The sequence below is a fragment of the Phormidium tenue FACHB-1050 genome, assembly GCF_014696925.1.
Lineage (GTDB): Bacteria > Cyanobacteriota > Cyanobacteriia > Pseudanabaenales > Pseudanabaenaceae > Pseudanabaena.
The window spans coordinates 1-15,901 of the sequence record NZ_JACJQY010000049.1 but is presented as its reverse complement, the minus strand read 5'-3'; the positions used below and the strand labels follow the sequence as shown (position 1 = coordinate 15,901).

At 40.2% G+C, this 15,901-nt stretch carries 12 protein-coding genes; 5 read left to right on the top strand and 7 right to left on the bottom strand.

Annotation, left to right across the window (positions count from 1 at the left end; genetic code table 11):
* Positions 1-103: 103 nt before the first annotated feature.
* From groES to H6G05_RS21330, 4 genes are all read right to left on the bottom strand, one after another.
* Entirely contained in the window at positions 104-415 is a 312-nt protein-coding gene (gene groES / locus H6G05_RS21345) for a co-chaperone GroES (RefSeq protein ID WP_103669214.1), read from the bottom strand.
* Positions 416-576: 161 nt separating this feature from the next.
* On the bottom strand, positions 577-687 hold the full coding sequence (gene petM, locus H6G05_RS21340) for a cytochrome b6-f complex subunit PetM (protein WP_094535417.1): 111 nt from the start codon (positions 685-687) through the stop codon (positions 577-579).
* 258 nt (positions 688-945) lie between these two features.
* Positions 946-1,542 carry a hypothetical protein gene (locus H6G05_RS21335; RefSeq protein ID WP_190581304.1) on the bottom strand — a complete coding sequence of 199 codons (597 nt, stop codon included), beginning with the start codon at positions 1,540-1,542 and terminating at the stop codon, positions 946-948.
* A gap of 221 nt (positions 1,543-1,763) precedes the next feature.
* The gene (locus tag H6G05_RS21330; protein ID WP_190581302.1) at positions 1,764-2,051 is read right to left on the bottom strand and encodes a hypothetical protein; all 288 of its coding nucleotides are present in this window, start codon (positions 2,049-2,051) and stop codon (positions 1,764-1,766) included.
* Between the two features lie 1,003 nt (positions 2,052-3,054).
* Between H6G05_RS21330 and menB the strand changes: the two genes are divergently transcribed.
* Complete coding sequence (menB, locus tag H6G05_RS21325) at positions 3,055-3,885, top strand: 1,4-dihydroxy-2-naphthoyl-CoA synthase (protein WP_190581300.1); 831 nt, start codon at positions 3,055-3,057, stop codon at positions 3,883-3,885.
* A 218-nt stretch (positions 3,886-4,103) separates the two neighbouring features.
* Here the strand turns inward: menB and ribBA are convergent, their stop codons facing one another.
* Positions 4,104-5,804, bottom strand: coding sequence for a bifunctional 3,4-dihydroxy-2-butanone-4-phosphate synthase/GTP cyclohydrolase II (gene ribBA, locus H6G05_RS21320; protein ID WP_190581298.1), 1,701 nt, complete (start codon positions 5,802-5,804; stop codon positions 4,104-4,106).
* 800 nt (positions 5,805-6,604) lie between these two features.
* Here ribBA and H6G05_RS21315 point away from each other — a divergent pair.
* Positions 6,605-7,834: an S-layer homology domain-containing protein gene (locus tag H6G05_RS21315; protein WP_190581296.1), complete on the top strand. Its 1,230-nt coding sequence runs from the start codon at positions 6,605-6,607 to the stop codon at positions 7,832-7,834.
* Positions 7,835-7,936: 102 nt separating this feature from the next.
* Here the strand turns inward: H6G05_RS21315 and H6G05_RS21310 are convergent, their stop codons facing one another.
* Entirely contained in the window at positions 7,937-8,560 is a 624-nt protein-coding gene (locus H6G05_RS21310; RefSeq protein WP_199310715.1) for a ribonuclease D, read from the bottom strand.
* Between the two features lie 904 nt (positions 8,561-9,464).
* On the opposite strand from H6G05_RS21310, the gene H6G05_RS21305 reads away from it, so the two are divergent.
* A complete protein-coding gene (locus tag H6G05_RS21305; protein ID WP_190581294.1) occupies positions 9,465-10,820 on the top strand; it encodes a hypothetical protein in 1,356 nt (451 codons plus the stop codon).
* Between the two features lie 10 nt (positions 10,821-10,830).
* Here H6G05_RS21305 and H6G05_RS21300 read toward each other — a convergent pair whose 3' ends face one another.
* Positions 10,831-11,898 carry a YheT family hydrolase gene (locus H6G05_RS21300; RefSeq protein WP_190581292.1) on the bottom strand — a complete coding sequence of 356 codons (1,068 nt, stop codon included), beginning with the start codon at positions 11,896-11,898 and terminating at the stop codon, positions 10,831-10,833.
* Positions 11,899-12,426: 528 nt separating this feature from the next.
* Between H6G05_RS21300 and H6G05_RS21295 the strand changes: the two genes are divergently transcribed.
* Together H6G05_RS21295 and H6G05_RS21290 are read left to right on the top strand one after the other, a co-directional pair.
* Positions 12,427-14,178 (top strand): iron uptake porin, encoded by a 1,752-nt coding sequence (locus H6G05_RS21295; protein ID WP_190581290.1) that lies wholly within the window; start codon positions 12,427-12,429, stop codon positions 14,176-14,178.
* Between the two features lie 50 nt (positions 14,179-14,228).
* Complete coding sequence (locus H6G05_RS21290; RefSeq protein ID WP_190581288.1) at positions 14,229-15,716, top strand: CHAT domain-containing protein; 1,488 nt, start codon at positions 14,229-14,231, stop codon at positions 15,714-15,716.
* Positions 15,717-15,901 lie beyond the last annotated feature (185 nt).

Sequence of the window (15,901 nt, the reverse complement as noted above, 5' to 3'; positions counted from 1 at the left end):
GTAATAGGTAAGGGGTTAACAAACAATTTGGTGATTGGTGATTGGTGATTGGGTTTCGATCTCAGTTGCCGATTACCAATTACCGATTACCAATTACCAGTGATTATGCAACGATCGCTAAAATATCTTTTTCTGCTAGCAGCACATACTCATCTGTGCCAAGTTTGATATCAGTGCCAGCGTACTTGGAGTACAAAACTTTGTCTCCTACTTTAACTTCTAGGGCTTGGCGCTCACCTTTATCATCGAGCTTGCCAGGTCCTACGGCGGCGATTTCGCCAACTTGAGGCTTTTCTTTTGCGGTTTCAGGCAAGAAAATTCCGCCTGCGGTTTTTTCTTCTTTAGCGCTTACTTTGATAAATACGCGATCGGCTAAAGGTTTTACAGTAGTTACGTTTAATGTCGTTGTTGCCATTGGTATTCACTCAGTTGACTAACATTTCTTGTTGTTGTCTAGAGTGGTTTAGCACTCTAGGTGACTGAGTGCTAATTTAACCGAAATGGTTGCAACGGCTATAGTGTGGTTTACCGAACTGATTAAACAAGAAGCGGCGCTAAGCGCCGCTTCTTGAAATATTAGGCTTCTTCTTGTTCTTCGCCTTGTAGCTTTAGTAAGAAGTATCCGAAGGCGATACCGACAGGAATTAATACCATCGATAAGACCATTGCATTACCAATTTCTCCCATGATTTTCTCTTTTAAATAAATAATATTGCTTTATATTGCTTTAGGAATTTTACCGTAAAACACAGGTCATACACAGAGCGTAAGTACTTGTACAAAATAAATTTCCCAAGCCCGTAAAGTTGCGCCCCTGCGGGGCGCAACTTTAAACGTCAGTTTGACAAAATCGGAAAGTGGTAAGAATCGCTTTTTTCCTTCTTACCACTTTCCGATTTTGCGTCGTGATTCGCACGACGCAAATGGCTCTATATCTAACTCCCGTTAAATTATGACCTCGACATCGATCGCATCGGCATAGTCTTCATCGTCCTGCTCAACTTGACTATTCTTAGATTTATTAGATTTATGCGAGCTTGGAGTATTTTGATAATCCCCCATGAGTTCAGATTCGTCTAGCCAAACTGGACGAATCTCATAGTGAACTCGCAAATTACTCGGAGCGCTGCGTTCAGCTTCCCGCACAAACCGATTAGCTTCCCATTCAGCTTGAAATGTATTGATCAATTTGAGCGTTTTTAAGCGTTGTCGTTCTAGATAAGTCCATACTTCCCAAGCGTTGTATTCAGGTTCTTTGGGCTGTTCAATAATTTCTTCAGGTTCGGCAGATACTTCAACATTATCAGCGGAATCTGGAGATTTTGGGTTGTTGTCACTAAATGGTTCGTCACTAATAGGCTCATTGCTCTGATCACCAAATTCAGGAGATGATGACTTTGCTTTGTCTTCGTCATTATGAGACTTACTAGTAACATCCTGCGATGCGGAAATTTCTTCAACATCCAGCGATCGCGATAGACTTTTGATCTCTTTTGCCCGAACATGTTTAACTGAAGATAAATCATCCGCGTTCGTCTTCACTTCGATCGCTGTCTGTGATTGATCAACCCACCCTTTAAAAGTTACTTCTTCGCCGTTGATGATAAGGCGATCGCCTACTTCTAACGCAAATCCTGCTAACGAGTTAAATAATGGCTTTGCCTTTGGTGAGGAACTAAAGCCACTAGCATTACTATCATCTGAGGAGGGAGTTTCTTCGTTGGGAACTGATACATTTGCCTGACTAAATGTCCCTTTGTCAATCAGGCTCTGGACTCCCCCAATTGCATCCTCAATTCGCTAATTTGAGAATGTAACGGAGCTAAACAATTCTCCACATATATTAAAAGTTCGGGGTGCAATATAAATGGAGCTTGCTCTGGTGATGTCTCTGGTGATATTTCTGGCTTTTGCTCAAACTCTCGGCTGACCACGGCTAAAATCCAATCAGCGATCGCCTGTTGTTTGGCATCAGCTTGTGTCTTAATTTGGCTCAATAAAGGCAAAGGAAAACGAAGATTTACCTGTTTTGTCCTATGGGGAGTCGCCATTATTTGCCCTTACTTAAAGTTTTTGAATATGTTTGCGAACTTAATTATAGCAATCGCCGCTACCCAAACCCATATAGTGATTTTCATCGTGCCTATGGCATGACGAAAATCGCAAAATCTAACCCACATAAAAAGCATCGCAATAATTGCGATGCTTCTTCTTTAGATCTATAGACATTTCGATAGCCAGAAGTTATTTAACTTGTAAAGGGGATTTCCCCATGGAGACCGTAACCATTACCCACAAAGCTAAGCTAGAGCAGGCAAAAGCAGACATAACTCCCAAGAAAAAGCTATTCCAAACAATATTCATTTTGCTTTGCTCCTGAACGCAAATCCTAGCCGTACCATAACATTTACAGCTTAGTATTCTAATAAGCCATCTGTATGATATATGACAAAATTTAATAATTAATCAAGGACGATGAAAAAAATTATTTGTTCCCCATATGGCATATTTTCACCGAACCCCAAAATTGCTTAGCCATTTTGGGTTTCTGAAATACTTACTAGGTATGGTTTTTAATTCATAACCCATGTTACGCAGAAGCAAAAATTTGGGCTTGGAGACCAAGCCTCTACCATTACAAAAATGTAGGGATTTGGTCTCCAAATCCTCTTGCAAGATGACATTGAAACATGATGGCTAACTTTAGTTGTATAGCAAAGCAAGTTTTGCTTAGGACATAAAACCCCAGAATCGAGTGGCGGCGCGAAGCGCCGCCACTCGATTCTGGGGTTTTGGTTTGTAATAGCTAACTCTTTTTTTGCTATATTTTGGGTTTTATGTCCTGAGGAAAACCTTGTTGGCTGTCTAATACCAATTCACGAAAGAGTGGCAACACTTTTTGGCAATACTTTTGTGGATTGAAAACCAAACCCAGTAAGGGTTTTAAAAACACAAAATGGCTTAGCCATTTTGTGTTTTGGTATTAGATGAAAAAAAATATGTCGGTTAAAGCTGATGATAAAATGAGTTTCTGTACTTTGCGCTCTCAAAACTATGACCGATTGGCAAATCGCCGCCGAATTTGAAGACATCCTGTATCACAAAGCTGATGGAATGGCTAAAATTACCATCAATCGTCCCCAAGTTCGTAATGCTTTTCGTCCAAAAACGATTACAGAAATGATTACGGCTTTTGCGGATGCACGAGAAGATGTGGAGATTGGTGTAGTTTTGCTAACGGGTGCAGGGCCTGCTCCCGATGGTAAATATGCCTTTTGTGCAGGGGGCGATCAGAAGGTGCGTGGCGATGGTGGCTATATTTCTGAGTCTGGTGTACCACGCTTGAATGTGCTTGATTTGCAGCGATTAATTCGCACCATGCCTCAGCCAGTGATTGCTTTAGTTGCTGGTTATGCGATTGGTGGAGGTCATGTGCTGCATGTAGTCTGCGATCTAACGATCGCTGCTGATAATGCTATTTTTGGTCAGACTGGTCCAATGGTGGGTAGTTTTGACGGTGGTTTTGGGGCTTCCTATTTGGCGCGATTAGTTGGGCAGAAAAAAGCGCGTGAAATTTGGTATCTCTGTCGCCAATATGATGCTCAAGAAGCTTTAGAAATGGGCTTAGTAAATAAGGTTGTGCCAGTCGAGCAATTAGAACCTGAAGGCATTCAGTGGGCGCAGGAGATTTTAGATAAGAGTCCTCTCGCAATTCGTTGTCTCAAATCTGCTTTTAATGCAGATTGTGATGGTCAGGCGGGTATTCAAGAACTAGCGGGTAATGCGACTCTGTTGTTTTATATGACACAGGAGGCTCAAGAAGGCAAGCAGGCATTTCTAGAAAAGCGCAAACCTAATTTTCGTCAATATCCCAAATTGCCATAAAAATTAGTCACGATAAATCAAAACCGAAAATAGAAGGGCGGCGCGGAGCGCCGCCCTTCTATTTTCGGGTTGCAGATAGGAAGATCGCGATACACTTGATAAATTATGATTAATTAGCAAAAATCAATCAAGTTTTATGTCGGAAGCTATTCTTCTCAATACTTTTTTCTGGGCTGCCATTGTGCTAATGGCGATCGCTACTAGTGGCATTGGTTATCTTACTTATCTAGAATGGCAAGATCGTCGCCGTCGCGGAGGAAAAAGTTAAACCACTCGTACATGCGATCGCCTTTCCAAGGGGTATTCCAAGCTAGCCCAAGATTGATTGTCTCCGCAAAACTTTCGGGTAGTTCAGCATCATTGAGCGCCACACAAAACTTAAAGGTCGTGATCTGTTCCCATTGTTTTAAGTGCTTGAATACGCGCACGATCGCTTGCCGATAGGGATGATTGGGTTGCTCATACCAGTCATCAGAAATCTCATTGGAGCGATCAAAACCTAAATGGACAATCGATAGCTTACTGGCAATCTCCTTTGCTAATAAGGCAGGGTCTTGTGTATCGGCATTAGCAAATAAACTCGCAAACTCTGTAGATGTTTCTTCTTGCATTAGCAAATCATTTGTTGCCGCAACTTCACGTAACTGTGTGAGCCATTCAGGAGATTTCTGTTCTGTCCAGCGAATACCGAGAGTGATTAGTTTTGTTTGTAAAAGTAAATGTCCCAACTTTTCGGCTTTAGTTTCCAGATAGCGCCAATTATGCTCATTGGTTTCAATTAGCAAGGGTAAGCGTCCGACTACTTCAATATCAAAGCCTTTAAGCCCTGCCAGCTTGCGAGGATTATTGGTGATTAGACGCATTTTTTTAATACCAAGGTCATGCAAGATTTGCGCTCCAACTCCATAGGTACGCAGATCCGCCCCAAATCCCAGCTTTTCGTTAGCTTCGACTGTATCTAAGCCCCCATCTTGGAGACAATATGCCTTGATTTTATTAATTAAACCGATGCCACGTCCCTCTTGTCGTAAATAGACGACTACGCCCCAATTAGCAAATTCAATCATTTTTAAGGCGCTTTGCAACTGTCCCCGACAATCACAACGCAGTGATCCAAGTGCGTCACCCGTAAGACATTCAGAATGTACTCGTACTAAAACTTCGTTGTCAGGAAATTCCCGTAGATCGCCTTTGACAATCGCTAGATGCTCAGTATTATCAATGGTGTTGCGATAGGCGTAGACCCGAAAGTTACCAAATAACGATGGCAATTTGGCGATCGCTTCTCGCTGTACAAAGCGATCGTGGGCTAAACGATAACTAATCAGATCCGCAATGCTGATTAATTTAAGATTGTGTAATTTAGCATATTCAATTAACTCAGGCAGTCGAGCCATTGAGCCATCATCATTTTGAATCTCACAAATCACGCCTGCGGGATATAGTCCCGACATTTGGGCAAGATCTACAGCCGCCTCGGTATGCCCAGCTCGCTTGAGTACTCCTCCATCTTTAGCCCTGAGAGGAAAAACATGACCAGGACGACGCAGATCATTAGGGCGGGTATTTGGATTAATTGCCGCTTGAATTGTGCGTGAACGATCTTCTGCTGAAATTCCTGTTGATGTCCCTTCTACGGCATCAATACTGACGGTAAAGGCAGTTTGTTGACTATCAGTATTGCGATCGACCATCAATGGTAAATCTAAGCGATCAAGGCGATCACCTGTCATGGCTAGACAGATCAGCCCCCGCGCTTTCACTGCCATAAAATTTACCATCTCAGGTGTGGCAAATTGGGCTGCCCCAATCAGATCGCCTTCATTTTCTCGGTTTTCATCATCGACAACGACAATGAGACGACCAGATTTGAGGTCGTTAAGGGCATCGGGAATAGAGTCAAATTGAAACTTAGTCAAGGCTTACTGTCAGGCATTCAAGCTATTTATATCCATCATATAGCAATCTCTATATTGCTTAACTCAGAAAAACATGGATAGTGCTATGGCTATATCAAGAAGTGAGGGGCGGCGCATCGCGCCGCCCCTCACTTCTTGATAATACTAAATTCACAAAAGTGTGACCCAAGTACATGTGTAAAATAAATTACAAAACCCGTAAAGTTGCGCCCCTGCGGGGGGCGCAACTTTACGGGTTTTTCTTTACAATTAATTATGCCTAACTACTGAATAAACGCTATAGCAATCCTAAATGGTTAGTGGAAGCGCACCCCTTCGGGGTGCGCTTCCACTAACCCAAAAATCTACAAATGATTTAGGACTGCTATATGTAAGAAAATGTTTTCTTTAGCTATGTGAGTAGGGGCAATTCATGAATTGCCCCTACTCACAACTCATTTAGGATTGCTATATACCTCATTTTGTGTTTTGGTCTAACTCCTATCAATACAGCTATAAAGTGTCACTTTTTGCCATATTTAATAACTATCTAACTTTATAAATTTTTTTATTTGATGCTTTAAAAGTTTGCCTAATAAAATGTTTGATTTGATTGATTTGTTTAATTGACTTGATGGATCAAACCTATATTTACCGAGCCTTAATGTTTGAGTTGGTTGACTTATTGAATTAGAAAACAGAAATAATTGAGGACTTATGATCATTTCAGCATTAGATTTGAAAATCTTTTAGGAACATTTAGTTTAGATATACAGTCATTTATCACATATGCATAAATATGTATAGGAGAAAAACTCAAAATGACAACTCAAACTAAACGTTCTAGCACTGCATTACTTGTTGCTGTTAGCTTTATTGGTAGCTCTGCAATTCCTTTGATCAGCGCAACCTCTGCTTTTGCTCAGACCACGTTTAATGATGTGCCTACAGGATATTGGGCGCAGACTTTTATTCAAGAGTTAGCTTCAAGAGACATTATTAAAGGCTTTCCAGATGGGGGATTTCGTCCAAATGATCCAGTAACTAGAGCACAGTTTGCAGCGATGCTTAGCAAAGCTGTAAACAAAGCACCTATTCGTGGTGGAGTTACCTTTGTTGACGTTGCGTCAAGTTATTGGGCAGCTTCGGCAATTCAAACTTCATACACAACAGGTTTTCTGTCTGGATACCCAGGTAATGTTTTTGAACCCAACCAAAATATTCCTCGTGTACAGGTTTTAGTTTCCCTTGCTAATGGCTTGAATTATTCGGCTAGTCAAGCACCTGAAACAATTTTACAAACCTATGCTGATGCTTCTGGTATTCCGAACTATGCGAGAAATAGCGTAGCAGCAGCGACTGAGAACCGCTTGGTGGTTAATTATCCCAATGTCCAGTTCTTAAATCCTAATCAAACCGCAACTAGAGCCGAGGTTGCCGCATTTATCTATCAATCGTTAGTGCGTTCAGGTCAAGCAAATGCGATCGCTTCACCTTATATCGTGGGACAGACCACAACCACTCCCCCTGTTCAAAATCAAGTCAGGATTCCCGCAGGCAATACGATCGCAGTTCAGTATTCCAAAGACAAGATTCTGCTCGGACCTAACGAAAAAGTGCCTCTTGTGCTAAATGTAGCGCAAAATATTGCTAATTCCCAAGGCACAATTTTGATACCTGCTGGTACTCAAGTGGTCGGTGAATTGAGGACTGTATCAGGTGGCGCTCAGTTCTTTGCTAGTGAACTTGTGTTTGCCAATGGTCAGAGAAGAGCCATCAATGCTACTTCTAAAGTTGTAACTACGACTGAGAGAGTTGACAAGGGTGTAAATGTTGGTGGTCTGCTCCAAAATGCTGCTCTAGGGGCTGCTGCTGCTGCTGCCATCTCTGCGGTAACAGGCGATCGCGCTCTTGCTACTGAAGAAATTCTTGGTGGTGCTGGAATTGGCGCATTGCTTGGTCTATTCCTAGGACGTGACAGTGTAACGCTTGCTTCTGTCAATCCTAATACCGATTTAGCTGTAACCTTGAACTCTGATCTGTTGCTATAGACTTCTATTAGCGAGTACTGGTTTGTTTCCCCGCCGAAGGCGGGAAACAAACCAGTACTTTACTAGACTGATAGATAAAAACTATAAGCCAGCACTGTTTGCTTAATGGGCAAAAACATCCGCATATCCTAGTAAATCTAAATACACAAGTGTCGGAATATGAGCAAAACAGGCTTTCGCTAAATCATAACGATTTTCTCGAATCAGCATATCAATCAGTTTGCGATAAACAGATAACAAGTATCGAACGTCATTAGCTGCGTACTGTAGCTGGGCTTCTGACAGAACTTGAACATTTCCCCAGTCTGACGATTGCGATGTTTTATCTAGTTCAATTTTTTCTAGTTCGCGGACTAATTCCTTTAAACCATGCTTATCGGTATATGTCCTAGCCAGTTTACTAGCAATTTTAGTGCAGAAAATTGGATGAGTGGCAATACCGAGATGGGCTTCCAACATCGCTACATCAAACCTAGCAAAATGAAAAACCTTATTAACTTCAGGGGCTTCAAATAAATACTTGAGGTTGGGCGCACTTTTAATGCCTTGTGCAATTCTTACTAAACTTACAGTTTCATCATCATTGCAAATTTGGATTAAGCATAGGCGATCACGTCTGGGAATCAACCCCATAGTTTCGGTATCAATAGCGATCGCCTCGCAGCCCAGATATTCTTGAAGAGTTTCAAAGTCAATATCGTTATCAAAAATTTTAAAAGCTGGCATCTTAATTTTGTTGGTGAGATTTTTTTTGAGTAGCTCTTGGGTTATACAGCTTTTATACAGCCTAGTTGCCAAACTTGGCAAAATTTGATAACTGCTTTTATACCAATTCACCAAAGTGTGACGATACTATTATGAATTACAAACTAAACTCGGTAAGGTTTTTAAAACTATAAAATGGCGTAGCCATTTTATAGTTTAGTATTACTCTGAAAAAGGCGATCAAACAAACGATTTTTATTTTACAGCTAAGCCCCTACCTTTAAAAATAAGCTTTTAGTACCATGACTTAGCTTTACGAAACTTATATAATGCCTACAATAGTAAATTTCTTTTAGGTAAAATTTATTTAGTGAGTATCTAGGCATAATTAAAGACAAAAGTTAAAACCTGTGACACATGTATAACCTACATCACAGGTTTTTAAGTTTTATATTTAATTTCATCTAGCCACTTAGTAATTCGCATTATATGAGTGAACATTGAGTAGAGTCTGTCGTAAGCAAAGTCACAGAAATAGTGATTTTAGATTTATTAGTGTCTCTATCATTACAAGTTTAGAATTCTCAATAAAAATCACTGCGTACTTGTACAGTAATTTTTATTATCCTAAATTAGTCAAAAGAAACAAATTCAAAACACTTTAAACCCTAAATTTTCTAATAAATAGCTTCAAGGGTAAATTATTAGAAATCCGTCCTAAAATAATAAGTTATTTTAAAGAAGATAAGTTTAGATGAATTTTTTTGTTGATTAGTATAATGTATAGCAATCCTAAATAGTTTGTGGAAGACTCAACTTGTAGGTTCTGCTCTTTTCTAAACTTATTAAACCATCATCGATTTAAGGCTGCTAAATTCAAACCTGAAATTCAAAACCTTCTGCTGTTGTTCAAGAAAATATTGATATGGCACAGTTTTCCAATCAAAATCAATTTAATCGATTCTCTGAGCCAGTAACTGATATAACTGCTGGCAGCATAGAGAAGGCTCAAGAACATATCTATAGCTTCTTCTTAGGAATTATTAAATATTACGAAGCTGAAGTAATTTTAAATCAATTTGAAAAATTATTTATTAGATATGAAGAGATTGATAATGTTAATGCTTACTATGCCCTAGGCGAAATTATCTTTCACAACAAAGAAAGTGAGTTTAAGTATGCTCTTTTGCGCTGTTGCTACATTCTCAATAATAACTGGGCGATCAATGGAAATATTAGTGCTTGTCAAAAGTTAGCGGATCTTTTCTTGTCAGATTCTATTGGTGTGCCCACCAAAATACATAAGCTAAAGAAATTAAGATATTGGCTACAAAAATTTGTTCAATCCGAAGAGTACAATACTCTGCGATCGCTCTCAGGTCGAGCTGGTGTACATAAGAGCTATCACAACTGGAGTGAGCGTTTTTCCTCATATCTACTCATCTCAGAATATGCTGATCCAAGAAAACCTCTAGAGCAACGCCAATATGCAGCAAATTTATCTCGAAAAATCAAGAAGCAATTTAAGTTTGATTTAGCAATGTATACGGCGCGTATTGACTCCAGATTAGGTGCAAATCCTCAACGTCCAAATCCAACCAATTTAGGTGATGGGGTACTACTTTTAATCAAAAGAGTATTGAATAAGCAGGGTAATGCAAACTATCGCAAAGCTGCTAAAAACTTTTATGAAGAAATCCAGAATATAACTTTCTTAGAATTCAAAGTCAGACTACTTAATTACTTGGGTATATCGCAGGATGATTTGGAAGTTTCTGAGGTGTTACGTTTGACAGTTGTGGAAAAATTAAAACATTTCCAATCCCATCGCAATGAAGAAATAATGCCTGTTAGTTTACTATACGCAACTTGCAATCGAGTTTTGCAATATTTACTGTTAAATGAACGCCGTAAACCCTCTGAGTTTTTACAGTTATCACTAGAATATGATAACTTTCTTAACCCCATAATTTTATTGCTAAAGATTGTCCTAATTCTGCCGCATAGTCGCTTTTATTTGGAAAGTTATGTTGCTGAATTACTCAAATTTTACAGTGTGTACGACGAAACAGAATGTCGTCCTTTTATCAATTTTCTTGATGTTTTGAATGTCACATTGGCTATTTTTGATGAGGATACAGACTATAGTCTAATTAAAATGAAAAATGTTGATAATGATTTAGCTGATATAAATTTAGAGAACTATCGTGTATTTTCACAATTAAAAAGGTTTGTAGATTTCGATCAGAAATCAGTTGAGCAATTTGAGCAGTTTGAGTAAGAAGATACTACTAGAACTCTAGATTCTTAGTGTGTAGATCATAAGATTCTATCCATTCAAAAACGCGATTCCATGCCCACCATCGATCGCGATCGCCATATTGATGTTGGCATGTTTTACTACTGACATAGCCGACATGACCACCATACTGGGTGACCATAAGTTTAATGGCAGGATTATCTTCCGCGATTTTTTCTAAATCGGGAATGATCGATGGGTCAAACATCGGGTCATCCGCCGCATAGAGAATAAAGGTTGGCTTTTGCAAATGCGGCATGAAGTATAACGGACAACTTGCATCGTAGTATTCTTCTACGGAGTCAAATCCTAATTTGGCGATCGTCAATTCGTTATCAAATCCCCAAATACTGTTTGCTCTCTCCACCGCATCACGATCAATTGATTCAGGATGCATTTTTGCCATGCCGCGTCCTAGTTTTTTTAATTCACGAGCGATCGCCTTTTCGAGAAATCGACCCAGTTCATCTTTGACCAAATAAGTAAGCGATCTATTGGAGTTAACGCTAGGACAAATTACGGCTCCGCCTGCGATATCGGCTGATGTAATATCTAAATCACTCCCCCAACTAGCGATCGATTCTCCCGCTTTGATTCCCCATAAGGCAAGTTGCCCTCCAAGGGAATAGCCCGTCAGCCAAAAGGGAGCAGGACATCCTAATTGTTTAGCTGTATTTGCAATCCTAATAAAATCTTCGCCTTCATACAGTCCATCTGAGGTTAGCGCTGGTGAAAGCTCAGCAGTTTTGCCATGCGCTCGCCAATCAAATAAAACGACAGCATATCCTTTAGCGATCGCCTTACGCCCCAGAATTTTGAGAAACCATTGATTATCTAAATCTCCAGTGATGCCATAGGTTCCAACAATAGTTCCTTTCGCATTTTGCGGAATTGCATACTTACCAAAGATCGGCACACCATTTGCACCTGTAAAAATATGCTCTTGATAAATAGGCTCTGGTTCAACTGTGAAGTTTTCCCATTTTCGACTTATTCGCAAAGCAGTATAAAGGGTCATTAGCAGACCATTGGTGAGATGCCAAGGTGGTGTATAAAGCATACTAAATGGTAATTAATTGCATTTCTTTACACTTTAACTATAGCAATTCTAAATTGTTTTTAAATTTGAATTATTAGTAATATATATCAATCCTAAATAATTTGTGATAATGTATCTTAAATCATGTATTCTCATAAATTATTTAATCGCACAAATGTAATAGAAATGCTATATAGCATCTATCAGTCTAGTGGAGTACAGGTTTGTTTCCCCGCCTGCGGCGGGTAAACAAACCTTTGTAACTCGCCTGCTTGCAAAGCGCTATAAATAGCTGGGCATAATTAAAACCTAGAACCAAAAACTATTACGCACGCTGCGCGTGCGTAATAGTTTTTGGGGTTTTATATTTAATTGCACTCAGATACTTATGTCGATATGTATATATAAATTGTAATTCTTTAAAAGGCATGACAAACTGAATTTTATCAATTAGTTTTTACTGATTAGGTTTCATCTTCTGGTTATAAGATACAAATAGTTATAAATACTTGTATCTCTCAGTTCATTCAGTTTAAGGAGAAAGCAAATATGTTTAATCGGATTGATCCGATTGAAAGAATTCACTACATTACACCTAATTTGATGTGGATTAAATGGTTGTTATTTAGTGTATTTTTACTGACAGGATTCCCCACAGATACGATTGCACAACAATCTCGTGCTACCACAATTAGCAGTGAAAAGAAAGCGGATCAGAATGTTAAAGAATCTCTTCAAAACATTCGCACTCTTTCACCCACAAAGCCAAAAGAATCGGAGTCAGTAACATCAGTTTCTCAATTGAGTGATGTCCGATCAACTGATTGGTCATTTACTGCCTTGCAATCTTTGGTCGAACGCTATGCATGTATAGCGGGTTATCCTGATGCCACATTTCGAGGGCAAAAAAACCTTTCACGCTACGAATTTGCGGCTGGTTTGAATGCTTGTTTGGACAAAATCAACGAAATTATTACCATAGGTTTAGCCGATAAGGTTAGCAAAGAAGATCTTGCTACTATTCAAAAACTTCAAGAAGAATTTGCGTCTGAGTTGGCGATATTGCGGGGGCGAGTGGATACGCTAGAAGCAAAAACTTCAAAATTAGAAGCTCAGCAATTCTCAACGACAACTAAGCTGTATGGACAGGCTATATTTGGCTTGCAGGGGCGATTGCGTAACTCGGCTGACTTGAGTTCTCGAGATGGAATCTTGACTGCTAATGAAGCCGATCCCTCGACAAATCTGACCTTGGGTTACAACCTACAGCTTAGTTTACTGACCCAATTTGATTTTCATAATCGGAGCTTACTCTTAGTAGGGCTGAGTGCTGCAAATTTGTCTACGGGCTCAGGCAATATTTTTCAAGACAACTTTACTCGTCTTAGTTATGAGGGTAATTCGGCAAGTACATTTTTGCTTTCTGATTTGTCCTATCGTTTCATGGTGGGAGATAATGCAGTATTTATCGTTGGGACGGAAGGTGTCAATCCAGCAACTGTTTTTCGGGGACCTAATCGAGTCGAAAGTGCTGGTTTGGGACCAATTTCGTCTTTTGCTCAGCGCAATCCGATATTAGACGTTGGACGGAGTCGCGCAGGTGTGGGCTTTGATTGGCAAATTGCCGATCGCATCAGTTTGCAGGGTGTATATGCCGCAGGCGATCCCGCTAATCCAACCACCTTAGGCAATGGTGGGGGCTTATTCGGTAGTGATTACACATTAGGAGGACAGCTAACACTGACACCGACTAATGCGATCGATGTCGCTTTGTATTACCTCCATGCTTATACGACTGGTGGCTTTTTAAGACTATCCTCAGGTGATAATTTCATCAACATTAATGGTGCAAATTTTCTGACTGATGCGATCGGAGCAACGCTTAACTGGCGAATTAGTCCCTACCTTACACTTGGTACATGGGGCGGTTATACAAAATCCAATGCTGTCAACGGTGCAACTGGAACTGTAGAAACGACTAATTGGATGGTCTATCTCAATTTGTTCGATTTGTTTGGGCGTGGAAACCTTGGCGGTATCTATTTTGGGCAACCACCCAAAATCGTCAGCAGCAACCTCTCCTTCGGCAACGTTCCTAGTGCAATTGGATTGAATGGAGTTGACTTTGGTGCAGTTGGCTCACAGCCTGCCAGTACCACCCATGTGGAACTCTTTTATCGTTATCGAATTTCTGACAATATCAACATCACCCCAGGAGTAATCTTTCTATTTAATCCCGTTCACACATCCACAAGCGACACAATTACAATTGGCACAATTCGCACCACTTTCACATTTTAAGCTGCGTCGTGGATCGGAATGCTTTTTAGTACAGAAATTTTTGTAAGAGAATGAGAATAAAAGTTATGAAAATGCGATCGCTTAGTTGGAAAGTTTTGCTAGTTCTAATTTTAAGTGGAATAGGAGTTTTGGGTCGCAGAGCTACTTATCACAACAATGTAGCATTAGGTCAAGCAACTCCATCAGCAAGTCCTAGACCCATAAATTCTTCCCCCGAAATTTTTTCCCCAGAGGTTGGTGGACTGGGGGAGCGCTTGCTCGGTGGTGTAATAACTAATGGATTTACCAAAGCACCAGCAGGATTGGAGGCCCGTCGGCGGGCAGGAGATTATTTTAATAGCAACCAATTGGAAGATGCACAATATGCGATCGAGAGATCCTACAGTGACGAGCATCGCTATTACAGTAATGAAAATGTTAATCCTATCCCTATGAGCCTCAGTGTGGCTCAGACTGCTTTACTTCGCTCTGAGCGGATTACTGAGAGTAAAACTGCTTTAGTCTATCCCGTGATCTTCCCTGATCGCTTAGAGATACTACTGATACCATCATCTGGCAAACCAATTCGTAAAGTTGTCCGAGAAGCCAATGAATTAGATATTTTGTCAGCGGCTGAGGATTTTGTGGGTAATATTCGTGATGTCAGTTCGACAGACTATTTACCCTCTGCTCAAACTCTATACGATTGGATAATTCGTCCAATTGATACTGATTTGCAATCGGCAAATATCACAACGCTGATCTTTGTAATGGATGGACCATTGCGGGCAATTCCGATCGCAGCCTTACATGATGGCAAAGACTTTTTAGTGCAGAAGTATGCGATCGCGACTGTGCCATCTATGGGAATGGTAAATTTGCAATTGAGAGATCGCCGAAGCAACAGCATTCTGGTAATGGGTCTGACCGAAGCTATGCAAGGATTGTCAGCACTACCTAGTGTCGAAGTGGAGGCTAATATAATTACCACACAAGTTTTACAGGGCGATGCTTTTCTTAACCAAAGCTTTACCGTTGAAAATATCAAGACCCAGCGAAAAAAGAAAAACTATGGCATCGTGCATCTAGCCACCCATGCCAAATTTGTGAGTAACACTATTAGTGGTGCATTCATTCAAATGTGGAATGAGCGGCTATATCTCGATCAACTTAAATCTTTCAATCTCGGTTTTGAACCAATTGAGATGCTGACACTGAGTGCTTGTCAGACTGCTGTCGGCAAAAATCTTGGCTTAAGTGGTGTTGCAGCACAAAAAGGCGCAAAAAGTGTGCTTGCATCACTTTGGGTAGTAAGTGATGCTGGGACAGTACCATTGATGCTATCTTTTTATCGCAATTACCCCAATGCCCAAAGTAAGGCGATCGCCTTGCAGCAAACTCAGGTCGCACTACTAAGAGGAGATGTAAGAATTGAGGGTAACCAGATCCAAGGAATTCCCAATTTACCAGTAGTTTCTCTCAATCAACTTAATCAAGCGATCGATTTGAAGCACCCATACTTTTGGGCTTCTTTTATCTTGGTTGGCAATTGGCTATAGTGTCTAGCACTCTAATCAAACAAAGAAAGGAGGTGCATAGCACCTCCTTTCTTTGTTTGATAGTTGCTATTCTTGTTAGGACTTATACCAAAACACAAAGAAGAGGCAACAGATGATATAAGAGAAAAAGGAGAAAGAGGATAAAAAAATGGCAGGGGTATATAGATTAGAAATAAGTGAAAGCG